Below are 15991 nucleotides of genomic sequence, written 5' to 3'. Positions count from 1 at the left end.
TGGTGCCGTACTTCCACGAATCGTTCCCGCACTCCATCCTGCCCGGGCGCCCGCTAGCGTGATCCGGACAGACGCCCCGGCCCCCGGCGACCTTGGAACTGGCATTCCCGTTGCGCCTCCGCTCCCTCCGGAGCCCGGCGCCGGCGCTGGGGGGACTACATGCGGCAGTCGGAGCTGGACCACTACGCACGCGAGGAATCGGATCAGCCGCCGCGCGTGTACGCGCTCGAAGGAGCCATCGTGGTCGAACTGCACGGCGACATCGACCTCGTGGCGTACCAACGGACGGTCTCGCTGATGGACGCCGTGGCGTCGGGCCCCGAGGCGACCGTCGTCGTCGACCTCAGCGAGGTCACCTTCTTCGACTGCTCCGGCATCTCCCTGCTGATGCGGACCCACCGCCGCGTGACCCGGCGGGGCGGCCGCCTGCGCGTCGTGTGCAGGCATCCGCTGACCCTGCGCATGCTCCGCGTCACACGGCTCACCCCGGTCCTGTCCCCCGCGCCGTCGCTCGGGGCGGCGCTGCGCCTGCCGCGCGACAGGGCCTGAACCGTCAACTCGTGCGCAGTGGACGCCTGCGCGGCTTCGCGGGCTCGTGGTGCCGCAGGTAGTGCCCTCGCCAGCGCGGCGTCGCCGCACCGCCCATGACCGTCATCACGACGTCGTGGGCCAGGGAGTCCGTGACGGGCAGATGACCGAAGAGGACCCGGTGGTACGTGGTGGCGCCGAGCATGTCCAGAAGCAGGTCGATGTCGGCGTCGGGGCGGATGTCCCCCCGCTCGATGCCACGGCGCAGGGCGGTCTCGGTGGTGGCCCGCCGGGGGCGGAAGATCGTCTCCGTGAACACCCGGTCGAGTTCGGGGTCGTCGGCGAGGTCGGCGATGAGCGCCGGTAGCGTGCGACGCCCGAGGCGGCCGCCGAAGGCGCGGCTCAGGGTGTCGATCCCCTCGATCAGATCGCAGTGCGTACAGCCGGTGTCGGGCGTGGGCGCCGTGCCCATCGTCTCGGCGAGGGCCGCGATGACGAGGTGCTGCCGGGACGGCCAACGGCGCCTGATCGCGGGCTTGGTGGTGCTCGCGCGGCGCGCCACGGCCTCCATCGTCAGGCCCGGATAGCCGACTTCCTCCAGCAACTCCTGCGTCGCCGACAGGATCGCCTCGTCGAGCCGGGTGTCGCGCGGGCGCCCCGCGGGGCGGGTGGCGTGGGACGCGGGATCGGGGGTTGCCATGCGAGGCAGTATAGGTAGCATGTGATTTCGTTCCGATCCGGATCGAAATAGAACTCGTCAGCCAAGGAGCGTCGTCTTGTCCGAGCAGGAGTCGACCGCCGACCGCGTGCACACCCGGCCCGAGCCCGAAACCGAACCCGAGCTCACGGCCTTACTCGACACGCCACCCGATCACCGCGCCGACGAGAGCGTGTTCAACGGCCGCTACACGGCGCTGACTTGGGGAATCGTCCTCTCGGTCGGCCTGGTGGCCTTCGAGTCGATGGGCGTGGCCACCGTCCTGCCCGAGATCGCCGGAAGGCTCGGCGGCCTCGGCGCCTACGGCTGGGGCCTGTCCGCACTCATGCTGGCCAACCTCATCGGCACCGTCGCCGCGGGCCGGGACGCCGACCGGCACGGTCCCGCCCGGCCGCTGGCCCTGGGCCTCGCAGTCTTCGCCGTCGGCTGCGCGGTCGCCGGATCCGCCCCCAACTGGCCCCTCTTCCTCGCCGGCCGCTTCCTCCAAGGCCTCGGCGTCGGCGCCGTCATGGCCCTCGCGTACACCGCCATCGCCCTCGCCTATCCGCAGCACCTGCGGGCCCGGATGTTCGCGCTCGTCTCGGGCGCCTGGACCCTGCCGTCGCTGCTCGGCCCGACCGTCGCGGCGCTGATCGCCGACGGGGCGTCCTGGCGGGGCGTGTTCGTGCTCCTCCTGCCGCTGGTCGCGCTGGCGGCCGTACTCGCCCTGCCCCCGCTGCGCCGCCTCGGCGCACCCGACCGGGCCCCCGTCACGGAAAGCAGCTCCTGGTGGGCCACCCCCATCGCGCGCAGCGTGCTCCTCGCCGCGGGCACCGGCGTCTTCCTCGCCGGGCTCGAACTCCGCAATATCGCCCTGCTGATCCCGCTGGCCGCGGTCGGCGCCGTCGTCGCGGTCATCGCGCTGCGCTCGGTCACACCGTCCGGCACCCTCACGGTGCGCCGCGGGGTGCCCACGGGTGTGGTGCTGCGATTCCTGCTGTGCGGCGCGTACTTCGGAAGCGAGGCGTTCCTGCCCCTGGGCCTGGTCAAGCTCCGCGAGCTGAGCGCCACGCAGGCCGGACTCGGGCTCTCCGCGGGCGCGATCACCTGGGTGGCGGGCGCGGCCTGGCAGGGCAGGGCCGACAGCCGCTGGAGCGGGCGCTCCCGCGCGGTGCCGATCGCGGCGGGATTCGCGGTCCTGCTCGCCGGCATCGCCGTGATGGCCCTCGGCATCCTGGTTGACGCGACGCCGAGCCTCACCGCCGTGGCGGGCTGGGCGATCGGCGGCGCGGGCATGGGTGTCGCCTTCAACGCCGCGACCACCGACACCATGGAACAGGCCCCCACCGACCGGCAGGGCGAGGCGAGCGGCGCGATGCAGCTGGCGCAGACCCTGGCGGTGGCGGTCCTCAGCGGCCTCGGCGGCGCGGCGGTCGCCTTCTCCACCGCCCACGGCTCATCGGTCTCCACCGCACTGACGGCCACCTTCGCCCTGACCGGGGCGCTGGCGGCGGCCGGGATCTTCGTGGCGCATCGGATCAGGGTGGGGGTGGGAGTTTCGTGACGGGGTCAACTCCCCTGTGACGTCCGGCTACTTGTGTACGTCTTCGCGTACGAGTGCGTGCCATCACGCGCTCGTACGCGAAGACACGCACGCGACCTGCCCTCCCGCGGCGACCGGCAACCGGCAGCCGCGCACAGCACTCCGGCACCGGCCCTCGACCACAATCCTGTGAGCAACACCCCAGTCACAAACGGGAGTTACCCCTGGCGCATGGAGCGGGCGACAGGGCATGGTGGGAGCACGCGGTACGACACGGTGCCGCCCGGATCCGTCATGGGGTCCGACCGCAGGGAGTGATGGACATGGCTGCGAAGCTCCGGCGCATGTGCGCCTACTCGCACGGGCGCTGATCCCGGCCGACCGGGCCGACGCCAGACGCAGCCTGCTCTTCCTCACGGAGACCGAACTCCCCGGCACTTCCTTGCCGTTCGCCTCGGCTCCGTTCAACGCCAGACGCGTCTCCGTCGGCCATGCGGCTCTCCGGTTCTCCGGAGCCCCGCATCCCGCCGCCCATCATTCTGGCCTGCCGACGGAGGAATCCCATGACCACCATCCTCGTTCAATTCGCCGCCGGAACACCCCAGATCCTGCTCGCGGCCGTCATCGTGATCGCCGTGACGTTCCTGGCCGCCCTCACCATCGCGGTCCGGGGCACCGCCCCAGAACAACGTGCGACGGTCTTACGCGCCTTCGCCCAACTCCTGCCCGTGCGCCGCAGATAGACCCTGCCCGCCCGTTCTCGCCGTGGGCCCACCCGGCTGAACCGTGCTGCTCACGCGGCCGGTTCAGCCGCTGGTGGGCGCGCCGTCGTGTTCCGAGGCTGCCGCCGGTGGCATGCCGAGCGCGAGGATGCCGCCCGCGATGAGGGCGGCGGCGCACCATGCGAGGGGCGAACGAAGGCCGCGCCCCAAGTGGCCGCTCTGGCGCCCCACTTGGGACGCGGGGATCAATGGTGTGCCGCGGAGTGTGGGCCCCTCCAGGGGTTTCGGCCGGGCCCGAAACGGCGGCGGGGCCGGGCTACCCCGTGCCGAACTCCTCCAGCATGCGCTGTTGGTGCCGGTGGCCAACCGTCTCGTAGCCGATCACCGTGATGAAGGGCGCGAGCATGACCACGAGCAGGCACACCGAGATGGTCGCGCCGGTGGCGGCCAGGAGGGTCGCGGTGAGCAGGACGGCGAGGGTGAGGGAGAGCAGGAGGAGGTGGAAGCGGTCGGTGGCGGAGAGCAGGAGGGTGTGCAGCAGGTAGACCATGAGGAGGTAGAGGCCGACCGGGAGGGCCAGTGCGAGGACGACGGCCGTGCCGGAGATCTTGGCGTGGTGCTCCATGTACAGGCCCGCGACGTGCAGGCCCGCACCGGCTCCGGCGATGCCGATGAACAGGGGGATGTGGCCGTATCCGAAGAGGTATCCGCGGCCGCGGCGGTGCACCAGGATGTCGCCGAACGGCGTCATGAAGTACGTCCACCACATGCCGAAGGTCAGGCCCACCCCGGCGATGACGACGGCGATCGCGTTCCAGGTCCAGTGCGTGCCGTCGCCGCCGCCCAGGAGGTCGCCGGAGGAGGCGACGGTGCCGACGACGCCCTCGCCGAGCGTGATGATCGCGAAGAGTCCGTACCGTTCGGCGACGTGGTGCGGGTGCCAGGGCGTGCCGCCGGCGGAGCCCTGGGTGAGCACCGGCAGGACGAGTTCGAGGGCGCCGAGGACGCCGAACGCCACGAAGACGGCGGCGGTCGGCAGCTTGGTGAAGGCCACGACGATCCACCCGGCCTGGGCGATCACGGTCCAGCGGATGTTGGCCATGCCGACGTCGTGGAACGGCGGGGACTCCCGGGCGGCGCGCCACCACTGGAGCACCATCGCGATCCGCATCACGACATAGCCGATGACCATGGCGCGCAGTTCCAGGTGGCCGCCCTCGTCGATGGAGTGGAACATCGCGGGCAGGCCGAGCGAGAACACGACGACGCCGATCATCTGCACCATCGTCAGGGCCCGGTAGAGCCAGTCGTCGGTGGCGAAGGCGGAGGCGAACCAGCTGAAGCTGATCCAGGCGACGCTGATCGCGAACATCGCCAGGACGAACGCGATGACGGCCTGCCCCGCGTGCCCCTCGGCGACCATCTCGGCGAACTGGGACGCCGCCGTGCCGACCGCGACCACGAAGGTCAGGTCGAAGAGCAGTTCCAGTGGTGAGGAGACCCTGCCGTGTTCTTCCGGGTCACGGCCGGTCATCGGCACGAGCCGTCGCGACGGGGCATGCGCGCCGGGCTCGCCGGTGTGCTGGGGATCGTTCATGCGCGCCATCATTTCCAACACCCCCGCCGGGTGTGCTCGCGCCACACGGAGCGCACACACCCGGCTGCGGCACGGAAGAGTCAGCCGGTGAAGAAGCTGAGCATCTCCTGGGGCGTGGGATGGCGGGCGACCGCGGAGGCCGCCGCGGTGCCTCGGGGGAACAGCTCTCGCTCGTACGCGGTGAGGGCCGTCTCCATGTCGTCGGGGTGCGCGGCGAGCGCCTTGCCGAGTTCGGCGCCGTCGAGCATCGCCAGGTTGGCGCCCTCGCCGTTGGGCGTCGCGAGGTGGGCGGCGTCGCCGAGCAGGGTCACGCCCGGCACCCGGTCCCAGCGGTGCCCGACCGGCAGGGCGTGCAGGGGGCGCAGGACCGGCGCGGTGCGGCCCCCGGTGATCAGGGCGGTGAGCTCCGGTGCCCAGCCGTCGTACTCCGCCGCGATCCGTGCGGCGGCCGCCTCGGCGTTGGTGAAATCGATGCTGGTGAACCACTCCTGCGGTTTGGTCAGGGTGATGTAGGCGTGCAGGGTTCCGCCCTTCTCCCGGTGGGCCACGAGCCATGTCCCGTTCCCTTCCGGGTCGAGCGCGACGAGCGTGCCGCCGCCGACCGCTTTCGCGGTGGCCGGGTGGCGGATGTCGGCGTCGTGCAGGGAGGTCTCGACGAAGGACCGGCCGACGTATGCGGGTGCGGCGTCGGAGAGCAGCGGTCGGACCCGTGACCACGCGCCGTCCGCGCCGACGAGGAGGCTCGTGACGACGGTGGCGCCGTCGGCGAAGGTCACCTCGTGGCGGCCTTCGGTGAGGGGGCGGACGCCGGTGGCCTTGCGGCCCCACCGGACGGTGCCGTCGGGGAGTGCGTCGAGCAGCATCCGCCGCAGGTCGCCGCGCTGCACCTCGGGGCTTTCGCCCGTGCCGTCGTCGGCCTTCTCGAACAGGACGGTTCCGTCCCGGCCGAGGACGCGTATCGCTTGGCGGCCCGCCAGGACGAGGCCACGGAACTCATCCGTCAAACCGGCTGACGCGAGGGCGAGTTGGCCGTTGTGGCCGTGGATGTCGAGCATCCCGCCCTGCGCCCGCGCGGCCGGGGAAGGCTCCGCCTCGTGGACCGTGACCGGGATGCCGTGCAGGTGCAGGACGCGGGCCAGGACGAGTCCGCCGAGTCCGGCGCCGATGACCGTGACAGGTGTGGGCATGGGGCTCCTTGCGTGTCGCACATCTGCCGGGCGGGCCCGGCAGGATCGCTGGAAGGGAGGCGGCTCGCCGGTGCGCGCGACCGGGCGGGACGCGGCTCAGACGACCACGACCCGGCGCCCGCGCGTATGACCGGCACGGCTGTCGATGTGCGCCGCCGCGGCCTCCGCGAGCGCGTACGACTTCTCGACCGGGACGTGGAGCCTGCCCCGCGAGATGCGGTCGACGGCATCGGCGAGGGCTTGCGGCACGTTCCCGGTCACGCCGGAGAACCGGGCGCCGAGGTCCGGCGCGCCGAGGTCGGCGATGGAGATCACCTTCCGTGGGTCCCCGGTCAGTGCGAGGAGTTCGCGGATCACGCCCGATCCGGCGAGGTCGAGCGCCGCGTCGACCTCGCCGAGCTGCCGCACGCGCTCGACCCAGCCATCGCCGTACGTCGTGGCGAGGGCGCCCAGGCTCCGCAGGTAGTCCTGGTTGGCGGCCCCTGCCGTACCGATCACCGTGATGCCGCGGTCGCGGGCGATCTGCAGGACCGCCGAACCCACGCCCCCGGACGCCCCGCTGACCAGCAGCGTCTGCCCGGGCCGCACGTCGGCCTGGCGGATGACGCGCAGCGCGGTCTCCACCACGGAGGGGTAGCCGGCCGCCTCTTCGAAGGTCAGGCTCGCGGGCATCCGCGCCCAGGCCGCGAGCACGGCGAACTCGGCGTACGTGCTCGATCCCCGCCCGAACACGCGGTCGCCGACGGCGATTCCTTCGACGCCCGCGCCGACCTCGTCCACCACCCCGGCGGCGTCCTGCCCGACTCCGGCGGGCAGCTCGATCGGGCGGACCTGCTGGAACTGGCCTTCACGGATCCGCCAGTCGACGGGGTTCACGCCCGCCGCCCGCACGGCGACGCGTATCTGGCCGGGGCCCGCATGGGGCTCTTCGGCGTCTTCGAGGTGCAGGACGTCGGGACCGCCGAACTCGGCGAAGCTCACTCTCTTCATGCCGCCGACCGTAACACTAACCGTTAGTGTTTTGGAACTGTTACAGCTATGCAGCTGATAGCGTCAGGGCATGACCGTGCCGACGACCGGACGCCGCGAGCGCAAGAAGGCCGCGACCCGCCAGAAGATCGCCGACACCGCCCTGCGGCTCTTCCTTGAACGCGGGTACGACGAGGTGGGCATCCGTGACGTGGCCGCCGAGGCCGACGTGGCCGTCACCACGCTCTTCTCCCACTTCGCCTCGAAAGAGGCCCTGGTGTTCGAGCAGGACGGCGACTTCGAGCGGCGCCTCACGCAGGCGGTCACCGACCGGGCGCCGGACGAGCCGCTGATCCCCGCGCTGCGCCGCGAGATCCTGGCCATGGTCCTGCACTGCACGGCGGACGGCGCCGCCCCGATCTACCGCATGATCGACGGCTCACGCGCCCTGCGGGAGTACGAGGAGTCGATACGGCTGCGCCACGCGGAGTCGCTCGCCGCGGCCCTCGTCGCCGACCCCGGCCTGACGCAGAGCCCGACGGCCTGCCGGACGATCGCGCGGTTCGTGATCGACGCCTTCGCGCTGGCCCGTGACTCGGCCGATCCCGAGGCCGCCGTGGCCGAGATCTTCCAGATGGTCGAGGCGGCCTGGGACGTCGCCTGACCCCGCTTGCCGACGGCGGATAGGCCGCCGCCCGATGCGGATACGGCGGAACACCGACGCGCCCTACGGTTTCCAGGAAGTCGGCGCTCTGGAGGCGTACATGGACAGAAGTCGCGGTGTGCGGTCGGCCGTGATCGTGGGTGCGGGAGTGGCCGGTCTGACCGCGGCCACCGCGCTGGCACGGGCCGGATGGCAGGTTGAGATCGCCGAGGTCGGCCCGCGGGAGGCGCCGTCCGGCTGGGGGTTGTGCCTCACCGGTCCTTCGCTGCGCGCGCTGGACGAGCTGGGGCTCGCGGACGCGTGTCTGGCCGAGGGCTACGGAATGAGCACGGTCACGCACATGGACGTGACCGGAAAGCCCACGGGCGAGGCCCAGTTGCCGCGCCTGATCGGTGCGCGGCGGCCCGCGATGGTCGGTATCGCACGCCCCGTACTGCACCGCATCCTGTACGCGGAGGCCGCGCGGTGCGGTGTGGAGATACGCCACGGGGTGACCGTCGCCGCGGCGGATCAGGAGGGGGAGCTGGTCCGCGTACGGCTGTCGGACGGGACGGTCCGCAGGGTCGCACTGCTGGTGGGCGCGGACGGGATCCGCTCATCGGCGCGCGGCCAGCTCGGACTTGAGACCTCGCTCGACTATCACGGGCAGATGGTCTGGCGGGCCCTGGTGCCCCGCCCGTCGTGGGCCACCGGGATCCATCAGTTCGCCGGGAAGGCCGACACCGTCGGCCTCGTGCCTCTCTCCGACCGGCAGGCGTACGTGTTCCTCACGGAGAACGGTGTGGAGCGGAGCCTCCTGCCCGATGCCGAACTCGCCTCGCGCCTGCGGCAGTTGTTGGCGACCTTCCCCGGCCGGGTGGCGGAACTCCGCTCCCTGGTGGCCGCGTCGGAATCGGTGGTGCGCCGCCCGGTCCTCACGGCGTTCCTGGCGGGCGCCTGGAACCGCGGCAGCGGCGTGGTCATCGGGGACGCCGCTCACGCGCCCGCACCGCAGATGGCCAGCGGTGCCGCCCTGGCCATCGAGGACGGGCTCGTCCTGGCCCAGGAAGTCGGGCGGCACGAGGCGGTCGGCGTGGGACTCCGGGCGTTCGTCGGCCGACGCGCCCAGCGGTGCCGGACGCTCGTGGAGACCTCCGTGACGATCGCAGGACTTGAGCAGGCGCAGCGCCACCACGAGGCGCACCGGCTGACCGATTCCTGCCACCGGCTCATGGCCGGGCCCGCGTGATCCTCCGGCATGAAGTGCGGCCGGGTGACCTGCCGTTCGCGCGACGGAGGGACAGCCCGGTCCATCGCCGACCATGGCCCCCAGAGAGGTGACCCCACCACCGTGCCGACGCCGCTGCGCAACCACCTCATCACCAGGTCCCGGAACCCCGCCGACCTGCTCAACGCCGCCACCCGTCTGTTCGGCGGCTCGATCGCCACATCGCCCCTGGGCGAGCTGTGCGACGGCGACCACGAACTGCGCGGCGTCGCCGCACACGACTTCGCGGTGGGCTACTTCATCTCACCACTCGGCGTGCGCGTCGCCTCGGCCGAGGGCCGTCACCGCGGCTCGTACTTCGTCAACATCGGTGTCTCCGGGACCGTTTCGGCCTCGTGCGGCGGTCTGCGGGCGACGCTCGACGAGGCGACGGCGGGAGTCGCCAACCCCGGAGACACCCAGGAACTGCGGCCGCTGCGCGGCCCGACGGCACGGTTCCTCGGCCTGCGGATCGACGCCGCCCTGGTCGACCAGGAATTCGCCGCGCTGACCGGGCATCCGCCGGTGTCCACCGTGCGCTTCGACTTCGCCCTCGACCTGGCCAGGCCCAAGGGCCGCGCGGTACGGCTCCTCGTCCGGTCCCTCCTCGAACAACTGGACTCGGAAGACCCCCTGTTCCAACGCCCGGAGCTGCAGCGCAGCCAGCTGCGCTGCCTCGTCACCGCCCTGCTCCTGGCCCAACCGCACTCGCACACCGACGCGTTGCACGACGGTCCGCGTCCCGGCCATCCGCGCTCCCTGCGGGCGGCCCTCGCGTTCATCGAGACGAACCTCGCCGAGCACCTCAGCCTCGGCGGCATCGCCGACGCCGCGGGCTGCAGCCCGCGCACCCTCAGCTCCGCCTTCCGCACCCGGCTCGGCCTCTCCCCCATGTCGTACGTACGCAGCCTGCGGCTCGACCGGATCCGTGCGGACATCCTCGCCTCCGCCGACCCCGTCGGCATGATCGCCTACCGGTGGGGCGTCTCGCACCTCGGCCGCTTCGCCGGGGAGTACCGCGAGCGCTTCGCCGAACTGCCCTCCGCCACCGCGGCCCGCAGATGGCAGGACCCGGTGACGCGGCCGCCTGCTACCCCTTGCTCGACCCCAAGGTGAGCCCCGCGATGAAGTGCCGCTGGAGGAGGAGGAAGACGAGGACCGTGGGGAGGGCGACCAGGACCGAGCCCGCGGCCAGCAAGTTGTAGTCGGTGAAGAACTGGCCGCGGAGGTTGTTCAGGGACGAGGTGATCGGGAGCTTGTCGGGGTTGGAGATGAAGATGAGGGCCCAGAGGAAGTCGTTGTAGATCCAGGTGAATTCGAGGGTCGCGAGGGCGGCGAGGGCGGGGCGGCACAGCGGGAGGGTGACACGCCAGAACTGGGTCCACACGCCCGCGCCGTCCACGATCGCCGCCTCCAGGATTTCCTTGGGGAGCGTGCGCATGAAGTTGGCGAGGACGAAGACGCAGAAGCCGATCTGGAAGCCGACGTTGACGAGGATGAGGGCCCAGAACGAGTCGTAGAGGGTGAGCGAGTCGGACATCCACCAGGGCAGCGGGATTTTCAGGAACAGCGCGTAGAGGGGGGTGACGAGGACCTGCGGGGGCAGCAGGTTTCCCGCGGTGAAGAGCATCAGCAGGAGCATTCCGCCGCGGATGTGGATCCGTGCGACGGCGAAGGCCACGAAGGACGCGAGGAAGAGCGTCACGAGGACCGCGGGCACGGCGATCAGCAGCGTATTGGTGAAGTACTTGCCCATGCCGGATTCGGTGTAGGCCTGGCGGTAGTAGTCGAAGGAGAGGTGCTCGGGCCAGGAGAAGTAGCCGTGCTGGGCCGTCTCCTCGTACGGACGCAGTGAGGCGTAGACCGCGAGCAGCAGCGGCGCGAGGAAGGCCAGGGAGACCGCGGCCAGGAAGAGGGGGACGCCGAACCGGCCGCGGCGGCGCGGGCGTTCGGCGCGCGGCGGCGCGGCAGGCCGGGTGGTCGTGCCGTCGGGAAGGGCGGGACGCAGGTCTGCGGTCATCGGTCGCGCGCACCTCGCAGCTCTTGGACCAGGAACGTCACGATGAATCCCAGGGAGACGGTGAGCAGGACGACCGCGATGGCGGAGCCGAATCCGATGCGGCTCGCCTCGCCGATGATGTTGTCGGTGATGAGTACGGAGAGCAGTTCAAGGCCATTGCGGCCCTTGTTCACCGCGTACACGATGTCGAAGGCGCGCAGCGCTTCAATGACCGTGATCACGCCGACGATGACATTGACGGGACGCAGCGTCGGGAAGACGACGCGGAAGAACGTCTGGCGGGTGTTCGCCCCGTCGATCGCGGCCGCTTCCTTGAGGGCCGGATCGACCGATTTGAGCCCGGCCAGATAGAGGATCATCACGTATCCGGTGTGCCGCCAGCTCGCGGCGATCATCATCATCCAGATGTTGAGGTCGGAATTGCCGAGCCAGTCGATGGGGTCGCTCTCATTGCCCAGGGCCGTATTGATCACGCCCTGGTCCGTGCCGAGGAGGAGTTGGGCCATGAAGCCGACGACGGCGAGCGAGAGCACCACCGGCATATAGAGCACGGACTGGTAGAAGCGGCTGAACCGTACGCCACGGTCGATGAGGACCGCGAGCAGCAGTCCGAACGGCGTGGCCACGAGGCCGAGAAAGGCGATCCAGAGAAGGTTGTGGCGGACGGCGGGCCAGAACGCCGGATAGTTGTCGACGAGACTTTCGTAGTTCTTCCCGCCCACCCACCGGATGTCGCCGATGCCGTCCCACGAGGTGAAGGACAGGCCGATGGAGGCCAGCGTCGGGCCCCACACGATGACGGCTTCGATGAGGACGGGAATTCCCAGGAGTACGCCGAGGACGACGGTGTCGCGGCGCGTGAAGCGGCGCGGGCCCCGTCGTCCGGCGCGTCCGGCGGTTTTCGACGGCACGGAACGCGTTCCCCTCATGGTCAGCCGACGGCCTGCGCGAAGATGTCCTTCTTCTGCCGCTCGATGCGGTTGACGAGTCCGTCGACGTCATGGGGGTCGTCGATGAAGTCCTGCAACGCCTTGATCATGACGGTCTGCGCGAAGTCGGGCCGGGTGTCGCGGTCGAGGAACTGCGAGATCTGCTGGGCGCCCGAGACCAGTTCGGCGGACTTCTTCTGCAGGGCGCTGTACTTGGAGGTGTCGGCCTTGTCGTTGACCGCGACGTTGTTCGGGTCGCCGGCCAGATAGATGTCCTCGGCCTCGGCCGTTCCCAGCCATTTCAGGAGGTCTTTCCCGGCGTCGACGTTCTTGGCCTTCTTGGCGATCAGGAACCCGTCGATCGGCGCCTCCACCGCGTCCTGCCCGTACGCCGGATCGATCTCGGGGAAGGCGAAGAAGTCGATGTCGTCCCGCTCGTCGGCCGGGAACTGCTGGCCCGGGTGCGGCATTCCGAAGACGGCCATGCCCGTCCTGCGCTTCTGCAGCCCCTGCCCCGCCTCCTCCCAGGTACGGCCGAGCGCGCCCTTCTGGTAGTACGGCATGAGTTCGCGCCACAGGTCGAAGACCTTCTTGACCTTGTTGTCCGTCCAGGCTTCCTCGCCCGCCATCAGGGCCTTGTGGAAGTCGTATCCATTCAGGCGCATGTTGATGTAGTCGAAGGTGCCCATCGCGGGCCAGCCGTCCTTGTCGCAGAAGGCGACCGGAATCCCGTCCTTGTGCATCTTCTTGGCGAGCGCGATGAACTCGTCCCAGGTCCTGGCCTGTTCGTACCCCTGTTTCGCGAAGAGACTCTTGCGGTGGAAGACGGCCCATGGATAGTAGTAGTACGGCACGAAGTACTGCTTGCCCTCGTGCGTGGACTGATCCTTCAGCGCCTTGGAGAATCCACTGAAGCCCTTCCACACATCACTGATGTCGACCAGCAGGCCCTTCTCCGCGAAGTACTGCATGCGGTAGCCGGCGAACCACATGAAGACGTCGTCCGGTGCCGCCCGCAGATAGCGCGTGATGTTCTGCTGGAATTCGTTGTGCTCTGTGGTGTGCACATTGACGGTCTTGCCGGTCTTCTTCTTGTACGCGTCGAAGGCGTCCTGGAACGCCTTCTTGGGCACCGCGTCCGAGGAGTTGGAGCCCATCGTCACTTCGTTCTTCTTGCTGCCGGGGCCCTCCCCACAGGCGCTGAGCAGAGCCGGAAGCGTGACGGCCCCGACTCCGACGGCCGCACCACGGAGGACATTTCGCCGGGACATCCGATCTTCTGCCACGCTCCGGGGCGCGACGGGACCGCTGAACGATGACTGTGCCATGTCCCCCTCCTCGGGGTGCAACCGAACACAACCGAACGCGAGGGTTGGATCTCACTCCCAAGTGGCACGGCAGTCAAGGGTTTTGGCGCCAGGCAGCCGAACCGTTACCGCTCCCCTTCCAACAGACTCCAACACGCCCTACCGTAAGCGCGCACGCATGACACGGACCCGCAAACCCCCCATCTTTCGCGAGTACGGAGGAACGTAACGATGCGTCATCTCCCATCCCGCACAACCCGCCGAAGAGTGGTCGGATCGCTCGCCACCGCAGTCCTGTGCGCCGCCGGTCTCGCCGCCCCCGCGTCCGCCGTCGGCGCCGCCCCTGCCGCACCCTCCGCACCCTCCGCCGGATCCGCGCCCGCGCCCGCGCGCGACACGGCGGACCGGGCCGTCGCCGATCCAGGCATCAAGCTCCCCGACGGCCAGGCCCTCACCCCGCCCATGGGCTTCAACAACTGGAACTCCACCCACTGCAGGGCCGAGTTCAACGAGGCGATGGTCAAGGGGATCGCGGACATCTTCGTCGAGCGGGGACTCAAGGACGCCGGATACCAGTACGTCAATCTCGACGACTGCTGGGCGCTGCCCGAGCGCGACGCGAATGGCAAGCTGGTGCCCGACCCCAAGCGATTCCCCAATGGAATCAAGGCAGTTGCCGACTACGTCCACTCAAAGGGACTGAAGCTCGGCATCTACACCAGCGCGGGCACGAAGACCTGCAACCCCGCCGGTTTCCCCGGCGCGCTCGGCCATGAGCGCAGCGACGCCCAGCAGTTCGCCGAGTGGGGCGTCGACTACCTCAAGTACGACAACTGCAACAACCAGGGCGTCGACGCCAAGCAGCGCTACATCACGATGCGCGACGCGCTCAAGGCCGCCTCCGACGCGGTCGGCAGGCCCATCGTCTACAGCATCTGCGAATGGGGCGAGAACAAGCCCTGGGAGTGGGCCGCCGACGTCGGCCATCTGTGGCGCACCACCGGTGACATCAGCGACAGCTGGGGCTCGATGGTGTCGATCATGAAACAGAACCTGCCGCTCGCGAAGTACGCCGGTCCCGGGCACTGGAACGACCCCGACATGCTCGAGGTCGGCAACGGCGGCATGACCGACATCGAGTACCGCACGCACTTCTCGATGTGGTCGATCATGGCCGCGCCGCTGCTCATCGGCTCCGACCTGCGCAAGGCGACCCCGGCGACCTTCGAGATCCTCGGCAACAAGGAAGTCATCGCCGTCGACCAGGACCCCCTGGGCAAGCAGGGCGAGGTCCTCTCGTCGCAGGACGGACGCTGGGTCGTCGCCAAGGAGATGAAGGACGGCAGCCGCGTCGTCGCCCTCTTCAACGAGACCGCGGGCGCCCGGTCCATCGCCACGACCGCCAAGGCCGTCGGCCTGCCCGCCGCCGACGGGTACACGCTGCGCGACCTGTGGCAGCACAAGAGCTACAACACGGCGGGCGCCATCTCGGCGACCGTGCCCGCGCACGGCACCGTACTGCTGCGCGTGTCGGCCGACGGCAAGTGGGCGAAGAACCCGCCGGCCGTCGAACTCGGCGCGGACGGCGCCGCGTTGGTGGAAGCAGGCAAGGAGGCCAAGCTCACCTCCAAGGTCACCAACCTCGGCCGCACGTCCGCCAAGAACGCGTCGGCCTCGCTCACCGGCCCGGCGGGCTGGCGCCTGAAGGCCACCTCGCCGACCACCGCGCAGTCGCTGCGCACCGGCGAGACGCTCGCCACGTCCTGGGCCGTCACCGCACCCGCGGGCACCGCCCCCGGCAAGTACGACGTCACCCTCAAGGCCACCTACCGCTCGCCCCAGGGCACCCGGGCCGAGAGCGTCCTGCCGCTGACGGCCAACGTGGTCGTCGCGCCGCCCGCGGGCAATTCGGCACTGGGTGACCTGCCGTGGATCTCCGCGACCAACGGCTGGGGCCCCGTGGAACGCAACACCAGCAACGGCGAGAACGTCGGGGGCGACGGCAACCCGATCACCATCGGCGGCAAGGTGTACGCCAAGGGGCTCGGCACGCACGCCCTGAGCTCCGTCGAGTTCTACGCGGGCGCGACCTGCGAGAAGGTCACCGCGCAGGTCGGCCTCGACGACGAGAAGCTCCTCAAGGGCACGGTCGTCTTCGAGATCTGGGCCGACGGCAGGAAGGCCGCGGCCACCGGAGTGCTCACCAACGCCATGCCCGCGCAGGAGCTTTCGGCCGACGTGAGCGGCGCGCAGGTGGTCCGCCTCGTCGTCACGGACGGCGGGGACGGCAACGACTCGGACCACGCGGACTGGGCCGACGCCACACTGAGCTGCTGAGGCGGACCCCCGCGAAGTGAGGCCTCACGGGGACAAGCCCACCCGGTGAGGCCCCACCGGGAGAAGCTCACCAGGTGAGGCCCTGAGCAGGGGCGCCCCAGTGCGGCGCCGAGGGGCGACGACACCCCACCGGCGCCCCGTCAGCCCCCACCGCGGGCCGCAGCTCCACGGCCGCGCTCGGCCCACTGCCCAGCGCGGCCGCCGCCCCGCCCACCAGGCCCCGGCTCGTATACACAACACCGAGC

The 15991-nt window shown here is 70.4% G+C and carries 14 protein-coding genes; 7 read left to right on the top strand and 7 right to left on the bottom strand.

Features of this window, described 5'->3' with window-relative positions:
• Positions 1 to 159 precede the first annotated feature (159 nt).
• Positions 160 to 549, top strand: a complete 390-nt coding sequence (locus ACFWZ2_RS10810; RefSeq protein ID WP_384544579.1) for an STAS domain-containing protein — start codon at positions 160 to 162, stop codon at positions 547 to 549.
• Between the two features lie 4 nt (positions 550 to 553).
• Here the strand turns inward: ACFWZ2_RS10810 and ACFWZ2_RS10805 are convergent, their stop codons facing one another.
• Complete coding sequence (locus ACFWZ2_RS10805; RefSeq protein ID WP_384544577.1) at positions 554 to 1228, bottom strand: TetR/AcrR family transcriptional regulator; 675 nt, start codon at positions 1226 to 1228, stop codon at positions 554 to 556.
• Positions 1229 to 1304: 76 nt separating this feature from the next.
• Here ACFWZ2_RS10805 and ACFWZ2_RS10800 point away from each other — a divergent pair, with 76 nt between their 5' ends.
• The gene (locus ACFWZ2_RS10800) at positions 1305 to 2789 is read left to right on the top strand and encodes an MFS transporter (RefSeq protein WP_384544575.1); all 1485 of its coding nucleotides are present in this window, start codon (positions 1305 to 1307) and stop codon (positions 2787 to 2789) included.
• Positions 2790 to 3331: 542 nt separating this feature from the next.
• Positions 3332 to 3511, top strand: a complete 180-nt coding sequence (locus ACFWZ2_RS10795) for a hypothetical protein (RefSeq protein WP_384544573.1) — start codon at positions 3332 to 3334, stop codon at positions 3509 to 3511.
• A gap of 295 nt (positions 3512 to 3806) precedes the next feature.
• On the opposite strand, the gene ACFWZ2_RS10790 is transcribed toward ACFWZ2_RS10795, so the two are convergent.
• From ACFWZ2_RS10790 to ACFWZ2_RS10780, 3 genes are all read right to left on the bottom strand, one after another.
• Entirely contained in the window at positions 3807 to 5087 is a 1281-nt protein-coding gene (locus ACFWZ2_RS10790; protein WP_384544571.1) for a low temperature requirement protein A, read from the bottom strand.
• A gap of 80 nt (positions 5088 to 5167) precedes the next feature.
• Entirely contained in the window at positions 5168 to 6274 is a 1107-nt protein-coding gene (locus tag ACFWZ2_RS10785) for an FAD-dependent oxidoreductase (protein WP_384544569.1), read from the bottom strand.
• Between the two features lie 96 nt (positions 6275 to 6370).
• Positions 6371 to 7264: an NADP-dependent oxidoreductase gene (locus tag ACFWZ2_RS10780; protein WP_384544567.1), complete on the bottom strand. Its 894-nt coding sequence runs from the start codon at positions 7262 to 7264 to the stop codon at positions 6371 to 6373.
• Positions 7265 to 7334: 70 nt separating this feature from the next.
• Between ACFWZ2_RS10780 and ACFWZ2_RS10775 the strand changes: the two genes are divergently transcribed.
• The 3 genes from ACFWZ2_RS10775 to ACFWZ2_RS10765 all read left to right on the top strand — a co-directional run bounded on the left by ACFWZ2_RS10775 (position 7335) and on the right by ACFWZ2_RS10765 (position 10269).
• Positions 7335 to 7907: a TetR/AcrR family transcriptional regulator gene (locus ACFWZ2_RS10775; protein ID WP_384544565.1), complete on the top strand. Its 573-nt coding sequence runs from the start codon at positions 7335 to 7337 to the stop codon at positions 7905 to 7907.
• A gap of 100 nt (positions 7908 to 8007) precedes the next feature.
• Positions 8008 to 9135 (top strand): FAD-dependent monooxygenase, encoded by a 1128-nt coding sequence (locus tag ACFWZ2_RS10770; RefSeq protein ID WP_384544563.1) that lies wholly within the window; start codon positions 8008 to 8010, stop codon positions 9133 to 9135.
• A 102-nt stretch (positions 9136 to 9237) separates the two neighbouring features.
• On the top strand, positions 9238 to 10269 hold the full coding sequence (locus tag ACFWZ2_RS10765; protein ID WP_384544561.1) for an AraC family transcriptional regulator: 1032 nt from the start codon (positions 9238 to 9240) through the stop codon (positions 10267 to 10269).
• Here ACFWZ2_RS10765 and ACFWZ2_RS10760 read toward each other — a convergent pair.
• Genes ACFWZ2_RS10760 through ACFWZ2_RS10750 form a run of 3 tightly spaced genes read right to left on the bottom strand, consistent with a single transcriptional unit; the run spans position 10244 to position 13373 of the window.
• On the bottom strand, positions 10244 to 11173 hold the full coding sequence (locus ACFWZ2_RS10760) for a carbohydrate ABC transporter permease (protein ID WP_384544559.1): 930 nt from the start codon (positions 11171 to 11173) through the stop codon (positions 10244 to 10246). The two genes, ACFWZ2_RS10765 and ACFWZ2_RS10760, sit on opposite strands and share 26 nt — an antisense overlap.
• Positions 11170 to 12102, bottom strand: a complete 933-nt coding sequence (locus ACFWZ2_RS10755) for a carbohydrate ABC transporter permease (protein ID WP_384544557.1) — start codon at positions 12100 to 12102, stop codon at positions 11170 to 11172. The genes ACFWZ2_RS10760 and ACFWZ2_RS10755 overlap by 4 nt, the downstream gene beginning before the upstream one ends.
• Before the next feature lie 2 nt (positions 12103 to 12104).
• Positions 12105 to 13373: an ABC transporter substrate-binding protein gene (locus ACFWZ2_RS10750; protein ID WP_384544555.1), complete on the bottom strand. Its 1269-nt coding sequence runs from the start codon at positions 13371 to 13373 to the stop codon at positions 12105 to 12107.
• Positions 13374 to 13640: 267 nt separating this feature from the next.
• Between ACFWZ2_RS10750 and ACFWZ2_RS10745 the strand changes: the two genes are divergently transcribed.
• A complete protein-coding gene (locus ACFWZ2_RS10745) occupies positions 13641 to 15746 on the top strand; it encodes an NPCBM/NEW2 domain-containing protein (RefSeq protein WP_384544553.1) in 2106 nt (701 codons plus the stop codon).
• Positions 15747 to 15991: the final 245 nt, after the last annotated feature.

The organism is Streptomyces sp. NPDC059002 (genome assembly GCF_042740435.1).
GTDB lineage: Bacteria > Actinomycetota > Actinomycetes > Streptomycetales > Streptomycetaceae > Streptomyces.
The sequence above is the reverse complement of the archived record's forward strand: the minus strand, read 5'-3'. Positions and strand labels throughout refer to the sequence as shown.